Below are 23,891 nucleotides of genomic sequence, written 5' to 3' on the forward strand. Positions count from 1 at the left end.
CTGCGAAATTGCGCCGCGTTTAGAGCGACTCCTTTGCTTTGCGGCGCGCCCAGGCATCCGCTTCGATGAGTGCATCGAGCACAGGATGTTCAACCACCTGATGCGCGGCCATGACGCGCTCCACCGCCTGCCAGATGCCGGGGAAGGTGCTGCGGCCATTCAGAAATGCATCCACCGCCACCTCATTGGCGGCGTTGAGGACGGCTGGCAGGGTGCCGCCGACGGTGCCGGCGTGGCGGGCGAGGTTGATGGCGGGAAAATCGTCCACCCGCGGAGCTTCAAAATGCAGCGCCCCCACCTTGGCAAAGTCGAGCGGCTTGAGGTTGTTCGGCACGCGGTCGGGCCAGGTGACGGCGTACTGGATGGGAAAGCACATGTCGCTGTGGCTGAGCTGGGCGATGACGCTGTTGTCGGCAAACTCCACCATGCTATGCACGATGCTCTGGGGATGCACGACGACTTCGATCTTGTCCATCGGCACGTCGAAGAGCCATCTGGCCTCGATCATTTCCAGGCCCTTGTTGAAGAGGGTGGCGCTGTCGATGGTGATCTTGCGGCCCATGGTCCAGGTGGGGTGCTTCAGGGCCTGCGCGATGGTGACGGAGGGCAACTGAGCGGCAGGCAGGGTGCGGAAGGGGCCGCCGCTGGCGGTGAGAAGGATGCGCTGCACGCTGCTGTGGCGGTGGCCTTCCAGGCACTGGAAGATGGCGTTGTGCTCGCTGTCCACGGGCAGAATGTTCACGCCCTTGCGCTTGGCAGCCTCGGTCACAGCCTCGCCGGCCATGACGAGGATTTCCTTGCTGGCGACAGCGAGGTGCATGCCGCGCTCGATGGCGGCGAGCGCCGGGGCAAGACCGGCGGTGCCCACGATGGCGACGAGCACCATGTCGGCGTCAGACTCGTTCACCAGATCGACGAGGCCCTGCGCGCCGGTGTGCAGCACGACGTCCGCCGGCAGCAGCGCGCGGGCTTTTTCCGCGGCAGCGGCATCGGTGAGGGCAACCTGCTTCACGCCGGTTTCGCGCACCTGCTCCACGAGCGCCTCAACGCTGCAGTTGGCGGCCAGGCCGACGATCTGCATCCGCTCAGGAATGTCGCGCGCGACCTTGAGGGCGCTGGTGCCGATGGAGCCGGTGGAGCCGAGAAGCAGCACGCGACGGACGGAGGCGGGAGAGGAGGCGGACATGCGAGACAAAAAATGACGAAATCAGAATGAGGAATGACGAATGAAGTCCCAATGAACCAAGCGGGGTCGTGCTTCGAGCTTCGTCATTGATTCATCATTCCTCATTCTGGTTTCGTCATTCCTCAACGCGCAATCGCGGACAGGTAAAAGTAAAACACCGGCGCGGTGAAGAGCAGACTGTCGGTGAGATCCAGGATGCCGCCGATGCCGGGGAGGGCGTGGCCGCTGTCCTTGATGGCGACACAGCGCTTGAGCACGGACTCGGCGAGATCTCCAGTGATGGCCGTGGCGCAAAGCACCGGGGCAAGGATCATGCCGTGCATCCAGGTGAGAGGGGCCAGCCTTTCAAGGGGAACGGCCCAAAGCACCACGGCAGCGGCGGCAAACGAACCGATGAAAGCCCCGACAAAGCCCTCCCAGGATTTGGCGGGGCTGATGTGCGGGATCATTTTGTGCTTCCCAAACAGCACGCCGACAATGTAGGCGCCCATGTCGCTGAACTTCGTGACGGCGATGAGGAAGAGCACGAGAAGGATGTCCGTGATGCCCTTGCCGTCCGGATGGAAATACATCAGCCGTATCATGAACCCGAAAAAGATCACCGTGTAAACCGTGCCAAACACCGTGTTAAAAATCCGCTGCAGAGTCGCGGCACCTTCGAGCTGGTGGCGGTAGCAGAGGATGAAGGAGCCGTGCACGCTGGCGGTCAGCGCCGCCAGATCAAACTCCATGGGCGGTGCCTTGTGGTGCGTCATCGTGTACCACAGCACCCCCGCCCAGTAGGTGATGCAGATGACGAAGCCGAGCGCATTGAAGGAGCGCGCATGCGGGTCATTGCGCAAAAGGCGGAAGTATTCCACAGCGCCCGCGACACCGAAGAAGCCGGTGATGGCGATGATCAGCCAGGTGTGCTGCCACTGGACGAATGCCACGGCGAGCAGCGACCACAGCAGCAGCGTGCTGAACAGACGCGAAGCGAAAACACGACGCTTGCTGGGCGCGGGAGGCGGCGTGACGGCGGCGGTTTCAGACATGCGGCAGGTTGGGGGTGCGCCATTTAGAGCCCATCCCGCAGGGGAGAGCAATGCTATTTCGCATTTGGCATTCCTTCCCGCCCCGTTAATTTTAGTTCGCATGGCAGCCTGCGCCATCCAGCCCGGCGCTGGTGTGCTGCTTTTGTGCGCCGAACCTGCGCGATCCGGGCTTCCGGGTTCACTTCACGGACCTGCCCTCCGGTGTGATCACAGCCCTCCGGCAAAGAACGCGCGCAGTTCGTGCAGCCCCTGCCCTTCCTCGCAAACTTCGGCGAGATTGAACACCGCTGCGGGGATGTGCTGCTCGTAGTGGGGCTTGCCGAGATTGCGGCTTAGATTGGCGTAGGCGCCGAGGGCCTGCATGAGGCGCTGCGCGGCGCAGAGATAGAAGACCTCCCGCAGGTCCTGCAGCCCCAGTGCACGGTGGTCCGCGTAGTAGCTCAGCAGGCTGGCGCGCTCCTCCATGCTGAGATTCACATAGGGATCGTAAAGCAGCGAGGCGAGATCGTATTCGGCGCGGCCGAGGCGGAGCCCCTGGTAATCCACCAGCCAGGCATCCTCCCCACGGATGAGAACGTTCTGGCTTTGGAAGTCCCGGTGCACGAGACATCGCGGCAGCCGGGCCAGCCGGCGGCGGAGCTGCCGGAGGGTTTCACGCGCGGTGGCGAACTCCGGACCGGAGCAGTCCCGCCCCAGGTAGCCGCCCACAAAGTGTTCGAGGAAGTAGTTCTGCTCCCACTCGTAGAGGGCTTCATCAAAGCCGGGCTCGAGTTCCTCGACATCCGCAGGAGTGAGCGTGCTCTCTTGCACTCCGTGAAATTTGGCGGCCTCCCGCAGGGTGGCCTGATACAGCGGGAAACGCCGGTCCCAGGGGTGCTCGTTGAAGGACTGCAGGTCAATGCGCCCCAGGTCCTCCAGCCAGACGCAGAGGCGCTGCTCATCAAAGGCGTACACCTGCGGCACATGGGCGCCGATCTTCCGCAGCCGGTGGGTGGCCGGGACGAACTTGGGGTTGTCCCGGCGCGCCAGGGTGTAAACCATGAGGATCATGGGCTCGCGGCCCACCTGCCAGTTGAGGCGGTAGAAATGGCGGTCTGAAGCCCCTTTGAGAATCACCTCCACATCGCACGGGGTGCCGTCCAGTTCTGGGAACTGTTCGCGCGTGAAAATGAGAAGAGCCTCGTGTTCGGGGAGCATGGGTGGGAAGGCGGAATGACGATTGCGGAATGGCGAATGTCCACCGCAAAGCAATGCCGGGTTAAAAATCGACATCTTCGGCCCTTCCGGATGCCACGATGCCGCTGCGGACGATGCAGCGCTTCAGCTCCGCGCCAGCCTGAACCCGGCCGCCGGGCCAGACGATGCTGTCTTCCAACTGCACCCCGGCTTCGATCACAGCCCCCGCACCCACGACATTGATGCCCCGCAGGACGGCCCCGGGCTCGATCTGCGCCGCGGGGTCGATGGCCGGGGCATACATGCCGTTCAGGGCCGAATGGGCGGACAAATAGGCCGTGCGGCTGCCGAGGTCCCACCAGCTCCCCTCGTCGATCACCACGGCCCCGAGCCTGGCCCCGGCCCGGATCATGTTGAGGAAGATGGGGATGACGGACTCCACCTTGCCAGGGGTGATCCAGTCATGAACGGCGGGGTCGCAGGCATAGATGCCGGTGAAGAGGTATTTGCCTTCGTCTCCGGTGCCGAGCTTGTTGCGAATGTCCGTGACGAGGCCGCTGGCGGGGTCAAAGGCGATGTGAAGGGAAGGCCCATGGCTGCGCAGGACGAGGGTGACGAGATGGCCCTGCTCCCGATGGGTGGTGAGGAGGGGCTGAAGCGGCAGGTCGGTCAGGATGTCCCCATTATAGACGAGGAAGGGCTCACTGCCGAGGAGGTCGCGCACGTTGGCGATGCCGCCGGCGGTTTCGAGGCGGACGGGGCTTTCGTTGCGGAACTGGATCGGCGTGCCCTGGTAGCTTTGATCCGGAAAGGCCTGGGCATAGGCCTGCGGGATGTGGTGGGTGTTTACCACGAAGCGCGAAACCCCGGCCGCCTTCAGGTGGTCAAACGCATAGGTGATCAGCGGCCGGTGAAACACGGGCACCAGCGGCTTCGGAAGCTGCTCCGTCAACGGTTTCAACCTTTCGCCAATGCCTGCGCCCAATACAAATGCCTGTTTCACGCGCGGCATTTACGCGGACGCGATGGCGGCGCAAACGGAAGTTCTCCCCAGGAGGCTCAGGCCGCCCGCTTCTTTCGCATCATCACCACCAGGATGACAATGACCGCGACGGCGGCCGCCGTGGGCAGCAGGTATCCGCCATCCGCGGAGGTGCCGCACAGGGCGCACATGGCATCAGAGCCGCCGGCCGCCGCATCCACAGCCTCCACGGACTCCGCCGTGATGGGCGGCGGCGCCTTGGTGCGGGGGGTGAAGGTTTTCAGATCCAGCACATAGCTGGTTTCACCCGGAAAGAGGATCTGGAAGCGCTCCACTTTCTTCCCCAGGGCGGTGTTGTGATACAGCACGCTGAGCGTTCCCGCGGGGAGCGCCTTGATGGAGTAGCCGGTGCTGCCGGCGGGAAGCTTGGTGCGCCAGGTGCCCGTGAGCATCACCGGGTCCTCCGGCAGCTTCAGGGGGGCGTTTTCCACAGCGGTAAACTCCCAGGCAAGCTCGGGCTTCACCGGCACGGGGGGATCGAGAACGACCTCCACCACCCGCTGGAAGTAGTCCCGGGCGGTGGCCTTGAGCTTTTCCTGCTGCTCCGCCGGGGTGACGCCCAGATCGGCATTCGTGAGGTAGGGGGCCACATTGGGGTCGGGCTGGAAGCTGCGTGGGTCGATCTCCACCTGGAGCGTCCATTCGCCGTTTTGCTCAAAATTGGCCCGCACCGCCACGTCTGGCAGCGGATGCGCCACGCAGGGGGTGGCGCACACCGCCAGGGCTAGCAGGGAGAGGCTGAGGAGCGGGTTCTTCATCCAGCCAGCGTGGCACAGGCCGGGCCCCTGTGACGAGCTTTTTTCAAAAACCCCACATTTTTTGATTGTCATGGGGGGCAAGGCTCGTTTTGAATGCGTGCAAATCCGCTCGGTCACTTCCCTGACGGAAAGCTAACCACACTCCAATCCAATGAAATCCATCCTCACCACCCTCGCCGTTCTTGGCCTCTCCGTGTCCGCTTTCGCCGGCTGCGGCAAAACCGAAACCACCAGCGGCAAGCTCAAGTCCGTTGACGCTGACTCCAAGTCCATCGTGATCGAATCCGGCGGCAAGGACGTCAAGCTGACCCTCACCGCCTCCGTCACCGGCGCTGACAAGCTCGTCGGCAAGAAGGTGACCGCCGTCAGCTCCCACAAGAAAGTGGAGTCCCTCAAGGAAGGCTGATCCATTTCGCGGTAATCTCCGCCCTGAAAGCCCGGAAGCGTCCCTTCCGGGCTTTTTCATGCCCGCATCCGGGGAGCCCCCTGGGAATTTTGCATTTATTCTTGCAGTCACATGAAATAATTTGTCTGATTGATCCTCTTAATGTCTGGCAGCGGCGCACACCCCTGCCCCGCATCAAGACACACCACACCACATACCCATGAAATTGCTTCTCACCCTCGCCCTCGCCTCCACCAGCCTTCTGCTGAGCAGCTGCGCCAACGGCCACTGCATCTTCGCGAAGAAGAAAGCCGGCTCTTCCTGCTGCGCCAGCGGCTCCGCCAGCTCCGGTGCCTCCTGCTGCTCCACCGGCCACAGCCACGGCACGGCCACCCCTGCCAAGAAGAAGTAACTCCCAGGCGATCCAATCTGATGAAGCCCGGAGGCGATGCCTCCGGGCTTTTTTGTACCTGCTTGAGAAAGTCAGTGCATGTGCGCGACCTTCAGCCAACTTTTACCTAGATCATTTTTCTTGCCATCCGGCGGCAGTCCCATGCAACATGCAGCCCATGAAGCCCCCCACCGGCCGTCTCTCCACGCTCGCCTGCCTCTCCATCACCGCAGGCATCCTTCAGCCCCTCACCAGTTGTTCGTCTCCACAATACGCACCACCTCCGCCGCCAGTCGCAATGTTCTACGGCGGCGGGGAAACGGAATCCGGCGCTCCCCTGAGAAAGAGAAAGCTGCCGCCCAAGCCCGACTCTCTGAGCGACTACGGTAGCCTGCCTGCTCCCGCGCCCCCTCCTCCCCCGGTCCACGCGGCCGCCACCCGCTCCGGAGGGTTCTCCTTCCGCCGCCCCAGCGCCCCGGCCAATACCGAGTCCTACGACACGGTCGAAGAAATCCCCTTCCGCCCCACCAAGCAGGACTCCCTCTCCACCTTCTCCATTGATGTGGACACCGCCTCCTACACCAATGTCCGCCGCCTCCTCACCAGTGGCGAGCGCGTGCCATCCGGTGCTGTGCGCATCGAGGAAATGGTCAACTACTTCACCTACAGCTATCCCCAGCCCAACGGCACCGCCCCCTTTTCCGTAAATACCGAGGTCGCCTCCTGCCCTTGGGCCCCTGGCCACAAGCTCGTCCGCATCGGCCTGCATGGCCGCGAGATCGCCAAAACCAGCCGCCCCGCCGCCAATCTCGTGTTCCTCATTGATGTCTCCGGCTCCATGGGAGATCCCGCCAAGCTGCCGCTGGTGCAAAGCAGCCTCCGCCTTCTCGTCAATGAGCTGAATCCGCAGGATCGCATCGCCATCACCGTCTATGCCGGAGCCTCCGGCCTCGTCCTCCCCTCCACACCCTGCTCCGAAAAAGAGCGCATTTTGAAGGCCATTGACAAACTCGAAGCCGGTGGCTCCACCAATGGCGGCGAAGGCATCGAACTCGCCTACGCCACCGCAAAGCAACACTTCATTTCCGGCGGCATCAATCGCGTCATCATCGCGACTGATGGCGACTTCAATGTCGGCACCACCGATGAAAGCTCCCTCGTCAAACTCATCCAGCAGAAGGCCAAATCCGGCATCTACCTCAGCGTGCTTGGGTACGGCATCGGCAACTACAAAGACTCCACCCTCGAGAAACTGGCTGACAAAGGCAACGGCAACTATGCCTACATCGATACCCTCAACGAAGCCCGCAAAGTCCTCGTCAAGCAGGCCGGCGCCTCCCTCATCACCATCGCCAAAGACGTCAAAATCCAGGTCGAGTTCAACCCTTCCAACGTCGCCGCCTACCGCCTGCTCGGTTATGAAAACCGCAAGCTGGAGCACCAGGACTTCGATGACGACACCAAGGACGCGGGAGAAATCGGCTCCGGCCACACCGTCACCGCCCTCTATGAAATCATCCCCGCCGGACAGCCCGTGCCCGGCGCCAAGGACATCCCGCTCAAATACACCGCCACTGCGGCTCCGACCGCCGCCGCAGCCTCCGGCGAACTCCTCACCGTGAAGCTCCGCTACAAACGCCCCGGCCAGTCCAGCAGCCAGCTCCTGCAGCAGGTCGTGCAAAACTCCGGTCAAACCTTCGACCACGCCGACTCCGACTTCCGTTTCGCCACCGCCGTCACCGCCTTCGGCATGAAGCTCCGCGGCTCCCCCCACGCCAAAGCCATTTCCTCCCGCCAGATCCGCTCCTGGGCCTCCAGTTCAGTCGGTTCCGACCCGGATGGCTATCGTCGGGAGTTCGTCAAACTGGCGGGCAAGCTTTGACCCGCGCATTGCGCCTATCCTGCCCTCCATTGCGCCCTTCTTGGCGCAGATGGTTAAACTTGCATTGGAAATGCAAGTTTAACCATCTGCCCTCGTAAATCGAGGCATGCGACTCAGCCTTTTTTCAGACTATGCCCTGCGCGTGCTCATGTTTGCCGCGCTGAAAGGGGACGCCTTTTCCCTCAGCGAAGTCGCGGAGGCCTACAGCATCTCGCGCCACCATCTGGTGAAGGTGGTGAACTACCTGGCCAAGCTGGGCTACCTGGAAACCCGCCGCGGCAGAGGTGGCGGCATCTCCCTGGGCATGCCGCCGGAAGCGATCCGCATCGGCATGGTCGTGCGCCGCACGGAGGACACGCCTTTCATCGTGGAGTGCTTCGACAAACACCGCAACACCTGCCCCATCGACGGGTCCTGCCGGCTCAAAGGCGCGCTGGCCCAGGCTGTAAACGCCTTTTATGAAACGCTCGACCGCCACACGCTGCGCGACCTCGTCAGCGGCTCCGCGGGCAAAGGCATGAGGGAGAAACTGATGCCGCGGCAATGACGGGCCCCCACTCACCACAAACGCCAAATTTTACAGCCATGGCCAGCCCTCTTTTCAACCTCTGCACGCTCCGCGCTTCGTCGTGGTGGCTGAGCCTCGCCATGCTGGCGCCCTCGTTCTTCACGCTCCACGCTGAAGACGAGTATGAAAACGCTCCCATCCGCTACTCGGAGACCACCCCGAACGATGCCGTGCAACGGCTGGAAAACCTCATGGCGGCGGGCAAGGTCAAAATCGACCGCACTGACGCATGGACGGTGCTGCGCGATGTGATGAAGCAGTTCGACATTCCGCAAGAATCCCAGGTCATGGTCTTTTCCAAGACCAGCAAGCAGAATGACCGCATCAGCCCGCAGACGCCGCGGGTGGTATATTTCGGTGACAACGCCTACGTGGGCTACTGCCTGGGCGGATCGATCGAGGTCTCCACCATCGATCCGAAGCTGGGGCCCATTTTTTACCTGCTGGATCCCTATGAGGAGCCTGCCAGGCCGCTGCGCTTCCAGCGGGACAACAGTTGCCTGAGCTGCCACGGCGGCCCCTTCACCCCGGAAGTGCCGGGGGTCATCGTACGCTCCGTGTATCCCGGCCCCGAAGGCCATCCCATCATGAGCCAGGGGAGCACGGTGGTGGATACCACGACGCCCTTCAGCGACCGCTGGGGCGGCTGGTACGTCACGGGCAAACACGGCAGTGTACTGCACCGCGGCAACGTGACCGCCACGGAGAAAAACGACCAGACTATCAGCATTGATTTCAAGGCGGGCGCGAACGTCACCAACCTCGCGAAGTTTTTCGATGTCACTCCCTACCCGCGCAAGCAGAGCGACATCGTGGCCCTCATGGTGCTGGAGCACCAGACCAGCGTGCAAAACATCCTCACCAAGGCCAATCACTCCGCCCTGCGGGCCATGCACATGCAGACGAGCCTGCAGAAAGAACTGGGGGAACCTGTGCAGAGCGAACCCACTGGCACCGCCCGGCGGATCATCGACCACAGTGCGGAGGACGTGGTGGAAGCCCTGCTCTTCAAAGACGAGGCCGCTTTGCCTGAAGGCGGCATTGAGGGCGACCCTGCCTTCCAGACAGCCTTTGCCAAAAATGCACCGCAGAGCAGCGACGGCCGCAGCCTGAAGGACTTCCAGCTCCTGCACCGCCTCTTCAAGTACCGCTGCAGCTACATGGTCTATTCCCTGACCTTCCAGCACCTCACCGCGCCACTGAAGCAGACGGTGCTGAACCGGCTGTGGACCATCCTGGAGGGCCGGGACACCAGCGGCCATTTCACCTACCTGACGAGCACCGAACGCGGCCACATCCGCCGCATCCTGGCGGAGACCCTGCCGGGAGCACCGGCGGAGTGGAAGAAGGCGCTGGCGGCAAAGTGAGGCGTGCTGCGAGTTGAAAACCGGCGCGCCATCTCCAACCTGAACGCATGAAACAACTCCTCGCCCTCCTTCTTCTCTGCGCGCTCTGCCTGACCTCCTGCGGAGAAAAGCAGCCCCCGGTGGTGGATTTTGCGGACAAGGACATCGAGCTCCTGAATGACGGCAAGGAGGCGAACTACAAGGGCAAACCCTACACCGGCCTTCTCCGCAACAAACACTCCAACGGCAAAACCGCTGGCGAGTATCCCTACATCGACGGCAAGATGCATGGAGTCATGAAAGAGTGGTACGACAACGGCCAGCAGTCTGCCGAGACCAACTTTGACCACGGCCAGCGCCACGGCCTCAACCGCTACTGGGACATGAAGGGCAAACAGACCAAGGAACAAATCTACGATCACGACAAGTCCATCAGCGAGAAGCATCTCTGACCAGGGCTTTCGTCATTCTGACTTCGTCATTCGTCATTTTTCCTCATGGCCGCTCCAGTCATTGCGCTCCTCGTCATCGCCCTGCTCTCCCTGCTGGTGGTGCGCGTGGGATCGACGGCGCTCATGATGACGGGCATCAGCTGGGACACGGCCAGCTTTCAGGCGTACTCAGCGTTCTTCGGCGTGGGCTTCACCACCAAGGAGGCGGAGCTGGTGGTGAATCATCCGGTGCGCCGGCGCATCATCCGCGATCTGATTTTGGCAGGCAATGTCGGGCTGACCTCCGCGCTGGCGACTCTCATCGTGACGCTGCTGCAAAGCGGCTCTGGCGGGGATACAATGCTGATGCTGGCATGGCTCGTGGGCGGCCTCGTGGTCATGCATCTCATCTCCCGCCTCGCCTGGTTTCAAAAGGTGCTCGATCACCTCATCCAGCGCACGCTGGAGCGCACGGGCATGGTGCGCGCGCTGGACTACGAGCTCCTGCTGCGCATTCAGCACGGGTATGTGGTGTCAGAGATCGAAGTGCTGGCAGGCACTTTCCTGGCTGAGCGCACGCTGCGTGAATCGCGCCCGTGGGATCGCGGGGTGGTGATCCTTTCCATCAAGCGCGAAGGCCACACCCAGTCCGGCATTCCCGCCCGGGATGACCTGATCAAAGCAGGCGACATCCTGACCGCCTATGGCAAGGAGGGCGACCTTCTGGCCATGACCCAGCCTTTCGCCACAACCACACCCCCTTCTCAAAAACCATGAATCTCACCAACCAAGTCTGCGTCATCACTGGCGGTGCCAAAGGAATCGGCCTCGCCACCGCCCAGGCCCTTCTGGCACGCGGCGCGCGCGTGGCCTTGCTCGATCTCGAAAACGTGGCGCTCGATCATCCCGACGCGCTCTCTGTCCGCTGTGATGTCTCACGCGCTGCGGAGGTGCAGGCCGCGGTGGATCAGGTCACGGAGCGCCTCGGGCCCATCTCTGTCTGGGTGAACAACGCGGGCCTGGCGCGCCATCGCTGGATTCCGGACTACACGGAGAGTGAGATCGACCTGATGCTGGATGTGAATCTCAAAGGCACGATCCTTGGCTCCCAGGCGGCGCTGAAGGCCATGATGCCGCACAAGCGGGGGCACATCATCAATGTGATCTCCACCGCCAGCCTGCGCGGCATTCCGAGCGAAACGGTGTACTGCGCCGCGAAGTGGGGCGTGCGGGGCTTTACGCAGGGGCTGGCGGAGGAGGCTGCGCCACACCGCATCCGCGTCACCGCGATTCTTCCCGGCGGCGTGGACACCGCTTTCTGGGACGATGCCTCGCAGCGTCAGGCGCCGAAGCAGCTCTTCCTCAAGCCGGAGCACATTGCCGACGGCATTGTGCGCTGCCTTGAGATGGATGACTTCTGCGTGCCGCGCGAGCTGGTGCTGCGCTCGCTGGATGACAGCGATTTCTCCGTGAAGCCGGCGTGATCACTTCGCCCCGGCCTGGGCAGCCTCGGCGCGCTTTTTGAAGGCGGAGAGGCTGCGATGCGGAAAGGGCAGCGGCGTGGAAGGCGGCATTTGATCCAGCACGGCCTGCAGCTTGGTGCGGGCCGCGGCGGCAGGGCCGGAAGCGTCTGGAGGCAGCGGCTTTTGTTCCGCAGGATCCGCCTCGAGATCATACAGGCTGCCGCTGTTGGTGAGCTTGAAGCGCCCGTCGCGGGCGACGCGCTCATCCGCGTAGTGGTTGAAGATCCACTTGCGCGGCGCGGCCCCTTCCCCGCGCAGGAAGGGCGCGAAGGATTTTCCATCGAGCACGAGCGATGCGGGAGGCTTCGCACCGGCGAGATCGCAGATGGTGGGGAGAATGTCGGTGAAATCCGCCAGCGGCGCGGTGCGTCCGCCGCGCACCAGCTGCGGGCTGTGGATGATGAGAGGCACGTTGCCTCCGGCCTCATTGATCTGATACAGGCTGCCCTGCACCTCGCGGCCGTTGGCACGGGCGGAGAGAGATTTTTCCGTGCCGTTGTCGGAGGCGATGATGACGATGGTGCGCTTCAAGAGATCGAGCCGCTCCAGTTCGGCGACGATGGCGCCGACCTGCTTGTCTGCGTAGCGCAGCATGTCCGCAAACATCTCGTGCTCCTCCTTCGGCGGGTTGTCGCGATTGTCGGGAGTGGACACCACATGCTGCTGCACATTCTGCCCATGGGTGAGCACCATGGCGTGATAAAACAGGAACGGCTTTTCACGATTCCGCCGGTAAAAGTCGAACGCGAACTCCTGAAACACATCCGGCCCAAAGCGACCACTGGCAATCTCACGCCTGCCATTGCGCAGCAGCACGGGGTCCCAGTAGCGGCTTTCAATGTGCTGCGTGGCTTTGGAGAGAAAATCCGCGTCGTTGCCAGCGATCGCTTTTTGGAACGCGGCGTTGAAATCGGGCCCCACTTTGTCGCGGTCGATGCTGCCCGGCCACACGAGCTGCTCGTCAAAACCGTGCTTGGTGATGGCGTCCGGCTCATCGTAGAGATTGTTCACCTGCCATTTCCCCGCCATCCCCGTGGCGTAGCCGGAATCCCGGAGCAGACGCGCATAGGTGGTCTCCCGCCGGGGATCGAAACCGCCGCCGCTGTAGAGCGCCGCATCATGATGCAAATACCAGCCGGTGTGGAAAGGATAGCGTCCCGTGAGCATCTCGACACGGCTGGGGCCGCAGACGGTGGTGGTGTAGCAGTTCGCGAAACGGACTCCCCCAGCGGCGAGGCGGTCGATGTTGGGCGTGCACTTCTCCTCGCTGCCATAGCAGCCGAACCACTCCTTGCCGACATTGTCGAGCAGGATGACCACGATGTTCGGACGGCCGGTGTCAGCGGCGGACAGAGTGAGGCACGGCAGACACAGCAGAAGAAGGAAAAGACGTTTCATGGCGGTCGCGCGATTAAACGCCAGGCGTCCCGGCGGCATTTCTAAAGAGTTCCCCTGACCTCATGAGGAAGCGCATGATTTGCGCCCGTCGTGCGTTTTGTGTGCGTGCATTGAACCTCCGGCATCCGCACCATGAACGCACTGATCCATTCCCAGGCCTCCCGACGTGATTTCATCAAAACCGCCTCCTGGGGCGCGCTGGGAGGCATCATCGCCTCCCGCACGGCTCCGGCGGTGGGGGCAACCAAGGCCCTGAGCGCCTCCCACGAGCCGATGCGGGAGCTGCATGCCAGCCTGAGCGCGGTGCAGCGCGCGGCCATGTGCTTTGACTGGGACCACCGCGTGGACATCCAATATGGCCGCAAGCCGCTGCACACGCCGGATCCCAAAGGCGTGCTGCTGCGGGCGCACATGGCGAATGCCTGGCTCATCACGCCGCAGCTTCTTGGCAGCGAGTTTTACACGGACAAGCAACGTGGCCTGGTGCTGGACGTCATGAAGACCGTCCTCGCGCCGGGATGGACGGAGAAATTTCAGCAGCAGGCGCAGGATGACTATGGGCCGTGGGGCGCCGACCAGGCCCTCGCCTTCTTCGGCACGCCCGACAGCGAAAACTTCGAATGCGTCGTCACCGGCTTCCATCTCACCCTCCGCGCCGGCAGCGGCCACAACACCTCCTCCGCCTTTGGCGGCGGCATCTCCCAGGGCCATCAGCCCACCGGCTTCTACGAAAAGACCGGGCACCCGCGGAACATCTGGTGGTACCAGTCCCTGCTGGCGAACAAGGTGTATGCGCTGCTGGATGAAAAGCAGCGTGCCAAGGCTTTGATCAAAGGGAACGCGCCGTTTGTCTCCTCAGACCCCGGTGCCGTCGCGCACGTGGATCAGGCCATGCGCCATCCCGAAGGCGTCAACTTCACCCAGCTTCACAAGGAACTCACCCAGCACATCGACCGCACCGTCATCCGTCCCGGCGTGGAGCGCGATGACCGGCGCGAATCCGAAATCCGTTTTCGCGGCCCCAAAGGCGGCTTCCCCGGCCTCCCCATCTCATCCATGGGCCGCGATCAACAAGACGCCGTCCTCAAAACCCTCGAAGCCCTCCTCGAACCCTACCAGCCCGAATACCGCGATCAGGTCCTCCGCTGCCTCAAAAAACAAGGCGGCATCGACGCCTGCAGCATGGCCTTTTACGAACAGTTCGACATGGGTGCCGATCAAGAGTGGGACATCTGGCGCATCGAAGGCCCCTCCTTCGTCTGGTACTTCCGCGGCGCCCCCCACGTCCATATCTGGATCCACGTTGCTGACGATATGAATGCCCCCTTCAGCGCCTACTTCGGATGAAAAACCTCCTCGCCCTTCTGCTCGCCATCACCACCTGCGCAGCAGAGCAGGTGCCCTATCTCACCCCCGAGCAGGAACTTGCCACCTTCCACCTCCAGCCCGGCTACCGCCTCGAACTCGTCGTCAGCGATCCGGTGATTAAAGAACCCGTCGCCATCGCCTTCGATGGCAATGGCCGCATGTTCGTCGCCGAAATGCGCGCCTTCATGCAGGACCTCGAAGGCACCGACCAGCGCGCCAAAAACGGCCGCGTCTCCATGCACTGGTCCAGCAAAGGCGACGGCCACTTTGACCGCCACAGCGTTTTTGCCGACAACCTCATCCTCCCCCGCATGATTCTGCCGCTCGCCGGCGGCGTGATTATTGCCGAATCCGACACAGATGACCTGTATTTGTACCGCGATTCCGACAACGACGGAGTGGCCGACAAAAAGGAACTTTGGTATACCGGCGGCCCCCGTGGCGGCAATCTGGAGCACCAGCCCAGCGGCCTCGTGTGGTGCATGGACAACTGGATTTACTCCAGCTACAACGCCCACCGCCTGCGCTGGAACGGCCCCAGCCGCGCCCCCTTAAAGGAACCTACAGCACCCAACGGTGGCCAGTGGGGCCTCTCCCAGGATGATTATGGAAAGCCCTGGTTCATTGGCGGCGCCGAACGTGGCCCCCTCAACTTCCAGCAGCCCATCCTCTACGGCGCCTTCAACATCGACGGCCAGACCGATCCCGATTTTTCCGCCGTATGGCCCCTCGTGGGCCTTGCCGACGTTCAGGGTGGCCCCATGCGCTTCCGCCCCGAGGACAAAACCCTCAACCACTTCTCCTCCCCCTGCGGCAGCGACATCGTGCGCGGCGACCGCATGCCCGCCGATCTGCGCGGCGACTTCCTCATGTGCGAGCCCGTGGGCCGTCTGGTGCGTCGCGCCAAGGTGACGCTGAACGACGGCGTGACCATGCTGCGCAATCCGCATGAAAAATCCGAATTCATCCGCTCCACCGATCCCAACTTCCGCCCCGTGAATCTCGCCACCGCGCCGGACGGCTGCGTGTACATCGTGGACATGTACCGGGGTGTGGTGCAGGAGGCGGTCGCGATTCGTCGTGGCAGTTATCTGCGTGGCGTCGTCGAAAATCTGGGCCTGGAAAAGAACATCGGCCGTGGCCGCATCTGGCGGCTGGTGCATGAGGGGGCAAAGCCGGGACCGCAGCCACGCCTGCTGGAGTCCACGCCCGCGGAACTCGTAACGCAGCTCGCACATCCAAACGGCTGGTGGCGCGATACCGCGCAGAAGCTGCTGGTGATGAAGCAGGACAAGAGCGTGGCGCCCGCCCTCGTGGAAATGGCGCGCAGCCATGGCAGCCCTGTGGCACGGCTGCACGCGCTGTGGACGCTGGAGGGAACAGGTGCGCTCGACGCAGCTCTGGTGAGCGATCTGCTCAAGGACGCGCAGCCGCAGATGCGCAGCGCGGCGATCCGCGTGAGCGAGACCTTGTTTAAAAAAGGCGATGCCTCCCTGCAGCGGCAGGTGCAGCGCCTGACCGATGATGCCGATGCCGGCGTGGTGATGCAGGGGCTGATGACGGCCAAGCTTCTCAACTGGCCGGAGGCCGCCGCCAGCCTGCAGCGTCTCTCCACTCAACACTCCGTGCGGGGTGTCCGCGAGATCGCCCAGCAGCTTCTCACTCCTGTGAGCCCCTTCCTGACGGATGACAGCCTCACGCAGGTGCAGAAGAACTCCATGAGCTCCGGAGAGGTGGCCTACCGCGCGCTCTGTTTTGCCTGCCACGGCCTCTCCGGTGCAGGCGCACCGTTTGAAGGCCCTCAGAAAGGAGCCACACTCGCGCCAGCGCTGGCAGGTTCGCCACTGGTGCAGGGGCCGCCGGAACGAGTGCTGATGGTGCTGCTGCACGGCCTCACCGGCCCCCACCAAAACGGACACAAATATCCCACCGAGATGGTGCCCATGGGGGCGAACTCTGACAGCTGGGTGGCCAATGTCTCCAACTACATCCGCAACAGCTTCGGCAACCGCGCACCGTTTCTCACCGCCGCCGACACGGCACGCGTGCGCGCCGCCACATCCGAACGCAAGACACCGCCGACGCTCGAAGAGGTGCAGAGTTTTGGTGATGGCCTCCCGCCCGTGAATTTCGTCCCCCTCTTTGACGGCCGGACGTGGGCCAACTGGCAGCACGACGCGCACCTCGACGGTGTGTGGGAGATCGCCGATGGTGTGATCCGTCTGCGCACCGACGAACCGCCCCGCGCAGCCGGAAAGGACTACAATCTCTCCACCACAAAGAAGTACAAAAACTTCACGCTGATGCTCGACTGGCGCCTCACCGGCAAACCGGTGGTGAAGCCTCACCAGTGGCTCATGGAGGACGGGCAGTTTCACACCGATGCGGCCGGCAAGGTGATCATGAAGGACAATCTTACCTGGGGCGACAGCGGCATCTATCTGCGCGGCGTCCGTGCAGCCCAGATCAACATCTGGTGCCAGCCCTGCGGCAGCGGCGAGGTGGGCACCAAATTCAAGGACACCGAGGCCACCCAGGAAGAGCGCATGAAGACCATGCCCAGCGCCCGCGCCGACAAAGGCCCAGGAGAGTGGAACCGCTTCATCATCACGCTGCGCGGCAACCGCGTGGATGTGTCACTCAATGGCACTCAAGTGATCCAAGGCGCACGCGTAAAAGGCATCCCCGCCGAAGGCCCCATCACCCTGCAAAACCACAAAGACGCCGTGGAATTCCGCCACCTTTTCATCAAGGAACTGACACCCTAAATTTTCCCGCATGAAGCTGTTTGTATTCGCCCTCCTCCTCACCCTCAGCCTGCACGCCGCGGAGCCGCTCGACACCTTCATCGAAGAACAACGGCCCTCGCTGATCCAGCTCTACGAGCATCTGCATGCGCATCCTGAGCTTTCGCTGCATGAGGAGAAGACCAGCGCCCGCATGGCGGAGGAAATACGCAAGGCGGGCTTTGAAGTGACGGAAAAGGTCGGTGGTTTTGGCGTGGTGGCCGTTTTGAAGAACGGGCCGGGGCGGACGGTGCTCGTCCGCACCGATCTCGACGGACTTCCAGTGCGCGAAATCGGCTCGGTGCCCTACGTTAGCAAGGTGACCACCAAGGACGATGCGGGCAATGAAGTCTCCGTCATGCATGCCTGCGGACACGACATGCACATGACGTGCTGGCTGGGTGCAGCACGGGCGCTCACGGCCGCGAAGGATCAATGGAAAGGGACGCTCGTCTTCATCGCACAACCGGCCGAGGAGCGCGGCCTGGGTGCGCTGGCCATGATCGAAGACGGCTTGTACCAGCGCTTCCCCAAGCCGGATGTCTGCCTGGCGCTGCATTGCGACTCCAGCCTCGCAGCGGGCACCTTCGGCTTCACCAGTGGTCCGGCCACCGCGAGCACGGACACGGTGGAGATTGTCGTCAAAGGCATCGGCGGACACGGTGCCATGCCGAATCTGACGAAAGATCCCATCGTGCTCGCGTCGCAGATTGTGCTGGCGCTGCAAACCATCGACAGCCGTGAACTGCATCCCGTGGAGCCGGTGGTGATCACCGTGGGCAAGTTCAACGGCGGCACCAAGAGCAACATCATCCCCGACAAGGTGGAGCTGGGCCTCACCGTGCGCACCACCAGCCCGGAGACACGCAAACAGGTGCTGGACGCGATCAAGCGCATCTGCCACGGCCTGGCCATCGCCGCCGGGCTGCCTGAAAATCTGCTGCCGGAAATCACCTTGATCGGGCCCGGCACCCCCTCCGTTTACAATGATCCGGCGCTCACCACGCGTGTGACCCAGGTGTGGGCGGATGCCTTTGGCAAGGCGAGCCTCGTGGAACGCAAGCCCACGATGGCCGGCGAGGATTTCTCCCGCTACACGATGACCTCTGACAAGATCCCCATCTTCCTCGCCTGGCTGGGCACCGTGGCACCCGAGAAGTTTGAGCAGGCGAAAGCCACGGGGGAAGCCTTGCCCAGCCTGCACTCGCCGTTTTACCGCCCCGAGCCCGTGCCCTCGATCACCTTTGGCGTCAAAGCGATGACGCTCGCCGTGCTGAGCGAACTCAGGCGGCAGTGAGCGAATCGCCTGTCCGCTCCGTTGGTAGTTTCATGATTCGTCTCCTCGCTGCATTTTTGCTTCTCCAAAGCCTCGCGCAGGCCGCGTTCCAAGAGCCGGCGCCGGGCGTGCATGTGTGGCAGGACACCTGCAATGTTTACGTGCTGAAGCACGATGACCACGCCCTTCTGATCAATCTTGGCGACGGCGAGGTGCTGAAGCACCTGCACGAGATCGGAGTGAAGCAGGTCGACTGGGTGCTCTTCACCGATCATCATCGCGAACTGTGCCAGGGAGCGCCCAACCTGACACGCCCGGCAACCCTGGTGGCCGCACCAAAGGAAGAACAGGCCTTCTTTGAAACACCGAATGAGTTTCGCCACTGGAACCCGCGCCTCAGTGACAAATTCACTGTCCACGGCTCCAGCTACCTCCGCCCTTTGGGCCGGGCGGTGAAGATCGACAAGGCGCCGAGCGATGGAGACAGCTTCACGTGGAATGGTTTCACGCTCAGTTGCGTCAGCACGCCGGGGCACTCACCGGGCGGCATGAGCTTCGTGATGAAGCAGGACGGCCACACGCTTGTGTTCACCGGCGGCGTCATGCATGACGGCGCAAAGATGACGAACTGGTTCGACACGGAGTGGGACTATGGCTTCGCCAAGGGACTGGATGCGCTCACCGCCACGGTGGACAAATTGATCGCGATCAAGCCGGACACTGCCTTTGCATCACAGGGGCCAGTCATCGCGAATGCGACGGCACAGCTCGAGACCTACAAGAAGCGGCTGACTCAATTTCGCCCAGATTATGTGCGCGGCTATCCCGTGGAGTCCTTCGGGAAGCGCCCGCAACATCCCGCCACCAAGCAAACGCAGGCTCACTACATCGTGCAGGTGACACCGCACCTCTACATGTTCGGCCCGGAGATGGCGGGCAAGAACTTTGCCATCATCATTGCCGACAGCGGCCATGCGCTGCTGCTGGACTGCGGCCTCTTTCCAAAGCTCGTGCTCGAGCGCATCATCAGCGACATGAAGGAGTTTCTCGGGCTCAAGCAGATCGACGCCTGCTGGATCTCCCACTCGCATGGCGACCATTTCACGCTCTTCCCCGCGCTGAAGGAACATGGCGTAAAGTTCTGGACGATGGACAGCATCGCCGACAAATGCGAAAACCCGCGCTACTACGACTACCCGGCGATGATCGGCGCCTACAACGCCGGGTTTGAGCAGGCCAAGATCGACCGCATTCTCAAAGCGGGTGACGTCATCGACTGGGAAGGCTACAAGCTGCACATCGACTGGATGCCCGGGCAGACGGAGTTTGGCAACGCGCTCTGGCTCGAACTGGACGGCAAGAAGATCGTCTTCACCGGAGACAACCTCTTTGGCGATCCCGCTGATCCCGCGCAGAACGGCCACGAGTGCGTGAATGCCCGAAACAGCGCCATCGTTGAGGAAGGCTATCTCGTCGCCGCGCAGTATCTGCAAAAGCTGCAGCCCGACATCATCATGGGCGCGCATGGCGTGCTGATGACGGAGCCGAAGGCTTTCATCGAACGCTACCACGACTGGGCCCGCCGCATCATTGCCGAATACAAGGAGCTGCTGCCCGACACGGATTATGAATACCTCTTCGACCCCTACTGGGTCAGCTCCTATCCGTATCGTGTGGACCTGACACAGCAGCCCACGCAGGAGGTCAGCATCACCGTGCGCAACTTCCGCGCCACGGAGCAAAAGCACCGCGTCGTGCTCCAGCTTCCGCCGGGGGTTCGTGCGGAGCCGTCCACGCTTGAAGGAAGCGTGCCGCCGAAGTCGCGCCAGAGTTTCAAGGTGAAGCTCACCGCCGACCCCGCCCAGGTGGCCGCGGGCGTGCAGATCGTGCCCATGGACATCACTCTGGATGGCCGGCACTACGGCCAGCTTTTTGATTTCATCCTTCAGGCCCGGGAACCTGAAGCAAAAACCCCTGCCCCATGACGAACCGCCGAACCTTCCTGACCTCCCTCGCCGGACTGGCGGCCACCACCGGCCGCGCCATCACTCCCTCCCCCATGAATGCCGCCGTTGAGATCATCCAGAAACAAATCGACACCGGCACGCTGGAGTCCGCTGTGCTGCACGTGCGCCGGGGAAAGGACACCTTTGAGCAGGCCTTTGGCAAAGCCGCGAATGCGGATGCCGTCTTCCTGCTCGCGTCCATCACCAAGACCATGACCGCCACGGCAGCAATGGTGCTGGCAGACCGGGGAGAGCTGCGGATCAGCGATCCCGCAGTGAAATTTCTCCCGGAATTCAACGAGGGCGCGCGAAAGGAGATCACCCTTGAGCATTTGCTCGCCCACACCTCCGGGCTGCCTGACCAGTTGGAGAACAATGCGGCGTTGCGCGCACGACACGCACCGCTGACGGAGTTCGTGCAAGGAGCCCTCCGCACGCCGCTGCTGTTTGCCCCTGGCATGAAGTATCACTATCAAAGCATGGGCATCCTGCTGGCGGCGGAGATCGTGGAGCGCATCACCCAAACTCCGCTGCCGGAGTTTCTAGCGAAGGAAGTTTTCGCGCCGCTCGGCATGAGCCGCAGCGCGCTTGGCCTCGGCCGCTTCAAAATTGAAGACACCATCCGCTGCCAGACTGAGCACGCTGCTCCGGAATCAGGCGCGGGCGATCCCAAGGCAGCCTCCTGGGACTGGAACAGCCCCTACTGGCGAAATCTCGCCGCGCCCTGGGGCGGCGCCCATGGCTCCGCAGGCGATGTGGCGCGCTTTCTGGATTCGTTCCTGCATCTGTCCGGCAAGGTGCTGCGCCCGGAGACAATGAAGCTCATGCTGCAAAACCACACGCAGGGCCTCGCCGCACGGCGCGGCATTGGCTTTGCGCTTGGCCCGGACGGCTTTGGCAAAGACTGCTCAGAACAGAGCTTTGGCCATTCCGGGTCCACCGGCACACTCGCGTGGGCAGATCCGACCACGGACACCACGTGCGTCATCCTGACCTCGCTGCCATCCCGCATCTCTGGCGACACGATTCTGCATCCTGTCTCCGACGTGGTGGCGCGGCCGATTTGATGCCGTCAACGCGCCGCGTGCTCGCGGATTTCTTGCGCACTGAGCACATGCTCATACACCGCCATCTGGGCCATCCGACCCACAAACTGGCGGCCTTCCCGATGCCCGGCTGCTTTAAACAAGCGGCCAAAGCTCAGGGCACAAGCGGTGGTCTTTTCCGCACCCGGCAGAGCGGCATCTCCCACCAGCCTGCCGTCCAGATACATCTCCAGCTTATCTCCGCGCCGCTGGCAGACGAGATGCTGCCAGCGATACGGCGTGTAGAGCGGAGCGCTGTAAACATTCATGCCGTCCCGGCTGCCGGGCGGCCAGCGGAAAAGGAAGCGCACGCGCCCCGGACGCAGGGCATTGCGTGCATCCCGCCGCGTCAGTTGCAGCAGGGAGAGGGTGTCATTCTCATCATCCAGCGCATGCAGCACCGCCAGAGCACTGCTGTGAAAGGCATCGCTGGCAAACCAGAGCTCCACGGCAAACTCATCGGGAGGCGTCCACTCGCCATCCGCCTGAAGGAACTGCGGCTCGCTGTCGGCAGAGAAGGCCAGGCTCCCATCCGACTGCGGCGCAATCGGCCCGTGGATGTTAAGCGCTTTCGCGCCACCGGGCGCCGCATCCTCAATGTGCCCGCCCTGCGCCGCAGGCCCATGCCAGTAGTGCAGCGGTTTGGATTTGAGAATCCGCTGAGAATAGTCCGCGCTCAGCACCAGGGGTGGAATGCGTAGATCAGGCGCGGTGAGCATCTCACGTGGATCAATGCCACGCAGCGTGTTTGTCCGCGGGTCCAGCTCTGACGACTGCTGGGCGCTCAGCAGGCGCGTCCGCAGCGGGCTGCCGTCTTTCGAGAGCATCGCCAGCTCGGCCTGACCCTGATAGACCATGACCTGCGTTTTGCCCTCTCCTTCCACATTCACGCCAAACTCCGTGCCCAGATCCACCACGGCACCGCCAGGTGTTTCGATGGTGAACCCCTCGGCACCTTTGTTTACATGCGTGCGCACGTTGCCGCGCCTGCAGGTGATGCGCTCGGAATCCTGCAGCGTGAGATCGGCCGGACCTTCAATGTGGACGCTGACGCCGCTCAGAAAGGCAAGCGTGAGCCGCCCGCTGTCAAAACGCAGATTCCCCACACCTACCAAGTCTCCGACCTTCGGCACGTCGGCCTGCGCCGCGTTCCATTTCACCTCATCCGCCTTCACTACCAGCGCCAGGTTTTCACGGCCAGCAGCCGCCACTGTTGATTGATTCGGCTTCATCAGCAGTAGCACAGCAAACACCGCCGCCAGGCAGGCGGCCAGTGCTGCCACAGGCCGCCACCAGGAGGCCACAAACGGGCGCGGTTGTTTGCGTAGCGCCTCACGCAGGCGCTCGTCGGAGAAATCGTTCTTCGCAGCTGCCAGCCCCAGCTCATCCTGCAACTCCAGCCAGCGCGGCTCCGGCGCCTGCACCGCCTGCAGACTTCCAAAGGTGCGCAGTTCCGTCGCCAGTTCTTTTCGCAGTTCGCCGTCTTCACGCAGCCGCTTCAGCAGTTCGGCACGGCGCGCCTCAGGCATCTCCTCGCCAAACCACGCAGCGATGATTTCATGCAGTTCCTCAGACATTTTGCACCTCCTTCAGCACGCACTCCCGCAGGAGCTGGTTGGCACGGTAGTGCAGTTGATAGACCGCCCCGGCGGACGTTTGCAGTGCCTCCGCCAGCGTCTGGACCTTCATGCCCTCCAGCCCCGCGTGCACCACGCGCCGCAGCTTGTCCGGCAGTTTGGCAATGCAGCGCAGCAGGGCTTCAATGTGTGCAGGCTTCTCATCTCCCGCGGCCGCATCCAGCTCGCCACCCACAATCTCCGCCACCTCGGCGCGGAAGCGGTCCAGCGCACTCGCACGGCGCTGGCTGCTGCGGAAGTACATCATCACCTTGTTGCGCGCGATGCCCCGCAGCCACGCACCCAGATCATCTCCACGCCTGAAGCTGCTCAGCGATCGATACGCCGCGATGAAGGTCTCCTGCGCCAGATCATCCACATCTCCGCTGTTAAACACCTGCGCGCTGATGTAGCTGCGCAGCATCAGCCCATGCGCCTGCACCACCTGCATGAAGGCGGCGGAGTCTCCCCGCGCCACGGCGCTGAGCACGGCATCCAGTTGTGACGGATCGGTCATCGCCGTGAGTTTGCCGCGAATTGGAAAATCTCACACAAAAACATTTTTTGTGAGATCGCCGGCCCGGCGGCAAATCAGGGGTCAATATCGCGTTCTCTCTGCACGTTCTCTTTCCCC

General features: G+C 62.8%; 21 protein-coding genes. 13 read left to right on the forward strand and 8 right to left on the reverse strand.

The genetic code is table 11. The features are described 5' to 3' along the window. Positions 1-19: 19 nt before the first annotated feature. The 5 genes from ACILSQ_RS17250 to ACILSQ_RS17270 all read right to left on the reverse strand — a co-directional run bounded on the left by ACILSQ_RS17250 (position 20) and on the right by ACILSQ_RS17270 (position 5,196). Positions 20-1,186 carry a 1-deoxy-D-xylulose-5-phosphate reductoisomerase gene (locus tag ACILSQ_RS17250; RefSeq protein ID WP_395744904.1) on the reverse strand — a complete coding sequence of 389 codons (1,167 nt, stop codon included), beginning with the start codon at positions 1,184-1,186 and terminating at the stop codon, positions 20-22. 122 nt (positions 1,187-1,308) lie between these two features. Further along, positions 1,309-2,220 (reverse strand): phosphatidate cytidylyltransferase, encoded by a 912-nt coding sequence (locus ACILSQ_RS17255; protein ID WP_395744905.1) that lies wholly within the window; start codon positions 2,218-2,220, stop codon positions 1,309-1,311. A 207-nt stretch (positions 2,221-2,427) separates the two neighbouring features. Further along, positions 2,428-3,417, reverse strand: coding sequence for a phosphotransferase (locus ACILSQ_RS17260; protein ID WP_395744906.1), 990 nt, complete (start codon positions 3,415-3,417; stop codon positions 2,428-2,430). A 61-nt stretch (positions 3,418-3,478) separates the two neighbouring features. After that, entirely contained in the window at positions 3,479-4,399 is a 921-nt protein-coding gene (locus tag ACILSQ_RS17265) for a sugar phosphate nucleotidyltransferase (RefSeq protein WP_395744907.1), read from the reverse strand. 56 nt (positions 4,400-4,455) lie between these two features. Then, positions 4,456-5,196, reverse strand: a complete 741-nt coding sequence (locus tag ACILSQ_RS17270; protein ID WP_395744908.1) for a hypothetical protein — start codon at positions 5,194-5,196, stop codon at positions 4,456-4,458. A gap of 151 nt (positions 5,197-5,347) precedes the next feature. Here ACILSQ_RS17270 and ACILSQ_RS17275 point away from each other — a divergent pair, with 151 nt between their 5' ends. From ACILSQ_RS17275 to ACILSQ_RS17310, 8 genes are all read left to right on the forward strand, one after another. Then, entirely contained in the window at positions 5,348-5,602 is a 255-nt protein-coding gene (locus ACILSQ_RS17275) for a hypothetical protein (protein WP_395744909.1), read from the forward strand. Positions 5,603-5,801: 199 nt separating this feature from the next. Next, entirely contained in the window at positions 5,802-5,993 is a 192-nt protein-coding gene (locus ACILSQ_RS17280) for a hypothetical protein (RefSeq protein WP_395744910.1), read from the forward strand. 157 nt (positions 5,994-6,150) lie between these two features. Next, positions 6,151-7,854, forward strand: coding sequence for a von Willebrand factor type A domain-containing protein (locus ACILSQ_RS17285; protein WP_395744911.1), 1,704 nt, complete (start codon positions 6,151-6,153; stop codon positions 7,852-7,854). A gap of 106 nt (positions 7,855-7,960) precedes the next feature. After that, complete coding sequence (locus ACILSQ_RS17290; protein ID WP_395744912.1) at positions 7,961-8,401, forward strand: Rrf2 family transcriptional regulator; 441 nt, start codon at positions 7,961-7,963, stop codon at positions 8,399-8,401. A 38-nt stretch (positions 8,402-8,439) separates the two neighbouring features. After that, a complete protein-coding gene (locus ACILSQ_RS17295) occupies positions 8,440-9,789 on the forward strand; it encodes a hypothetical protein (protein WP_395744913.1) in 1,350 nt (449 codons plus the stop codon). Positions 9,790-9,836: 47 nt separating this feature from the next. Then, entirely contained in the window at positions 9,837-10,220 is a 384-nt protein-coding gene (locus ACILSQ_RS17300; protein WP_395744914.1) for a toxin-antitoxin system YwqK family antitoxin, read from the forward strand. Positions 10,221-10,265: 45 nt separating this feature from the next. After that, positions 10,266-10,976 (forward strand): TrkA C-terminal domain-containing protein, encoded by a 711-nt coding sequence (locus ACILSQ_RS17305; RefSeq protein WP_395744915.1) that lies wholly within the window; start codon positions 10,266-10,268, stop codon positions 10,974-10,976. Continuing rightward, the gene (locus ACILSQ_RS17310; protein WP_395744916.1) at positions 10,973-11,683 is read left to right on the forward strand and encodes an SDR family oxidoreductase; all 711 of its coding nucleotides are present in this window, start codon (positions 10,973-10,975) and stop codon (positions 11,681-11,683) included. The genes ACILSQ_RS17305 and ACILSQ_RS17310 overlap by 4 nt, the downstream gene beginning before the upstream one ends. Here ACILSQ_RS17310 and ACILSQ_RS17315 read toward each other — a convergent pair whose 3' ends face one another. Beyond that, entirely contained in the window at positions 11,684-13,120 is a 1,437-nt protein-coding gene (locus ACILSQ_RS17315; RefSeq protein ID WP_395744917.1) for a sulfatase-like hydrolase/transferase, read from the reverse strand. It lies immediately after the preceding gene. Positions 13,121-13,252: 132 nt separating this feature from the next. Between ACILSQ_RS17315 and ACILSQ_RS17320 the strand changes: the two genes are divergently transcribed. Genes ACILSQ_RS17320 through ACILSQ_RS17340 form a run of 5 tightly spaced genes read left to right on the forward strand, consistent with a single transcriptional unit; the run spans position 13,253 to position 21,623 of the window. After that, a complete protein-coding gene (locus ACILSQ_RS17320) occupies positions 13,253-14,467 on the forward strand; it encodes a DUF3500 domain-containing protein (RefSeq protein WP_395744918.1) in 1,215 nt (404 codons plus the stop codon). Next, positions 14,464-17,256 carry a family 16 glycoside hydrolase gene (locus ACILSQ_RS17325; RefSeq protein ID WP_395744919.1) on the forward strand — a complete coding sequence of 931 codons (2,793 nt, stop codon included), beginning with the start codon at positions 14,464-14,466 and terminating at the stop codon, positions 17,254-17,256. Before ACILSQ_RS17320 ends, ACILSQ_RS17325 begins: the two co-directional genes overlap by 4 nt. Positions 17,257-17,266: 10 nt before the next feature. Next, on the forward strand, positions 17,267-18,571 hold the full coding sequence (locus ACILSQ_RS17330) for an amidohydrolase (RefSeq protein ID WP_395744920.1): 1,305 nt from the start codon (positions 17,267-17,269) through the stop codon (positions 18,569-18,571). 32 nt (positions 18,572-18,603) lie between these two features. After that, positions 18,604-20,535, forward strand: coding sequence for an MBL fold metallo-hydrolase (locus ACILSQ_RS17335; RefSeq protein ID WP_395744921.1), 1,932 nt, complete (start codon positions 18,604-18,606; stop codon positions 20,533-20,535). Further along, positions 20,532-21,623: a serine hydrolase domain-containing protein gene (locus ACILSQ_RS17340; RefSeq protein ID WP_395744922.1), complete on the forward strand. Its 1,092-nt coding sequence runs from the start codon at positions 20,532-20,534 to the stop codon at positions 21,621-21,623. Before ACILSQ_RS17335 ends, ACILSQ_RS17340 begins: the two co-directional genes overlap by 4 nt. Positions 21,624-21,628: 5 nt before the next feature. On the opposite strand, the gene ACILSQ_RS17345 is transcribed toward ACILSQ_RS17340, so the two are convergent. Continuing rightward, entirely contained in the window at positions 21,629-23,218 is a 1,590-nt protein-coding gene (locus ACILSQ_RS17345) for a LamG-like jellyroll fold domain-containing protein (protein ID WP_395744923.1), read from the reverse strand. Next, positions 23,211-23,774, reverse strand: a complete 564-nt coding sequence (locus tag ACILSQ_RS17350; protein WP_395744924.1) for a sigma-70 family RNA polymerase sigma factor — start codon at positions 23,772-23,774, stop codon at positions 23,211-23,213. The genes ACILSQ_RS17345 and ACILSQ_RS17350 overlap by 8 nt, the downstream gene beginning before the upstream one ends. Between the last annotated feature and the right edge of the window lie 117 nt (positions 23,775-23,891).

This window comes from Prosthecobacter sp. (assembly GCF_044227185.1).
Lineage (GTDB): Bacteria > Verrucomicrobiota > Verrucomicrobiia > Verrucomicrobiales > Verrucomicrobiaceae > Prosthecobacter.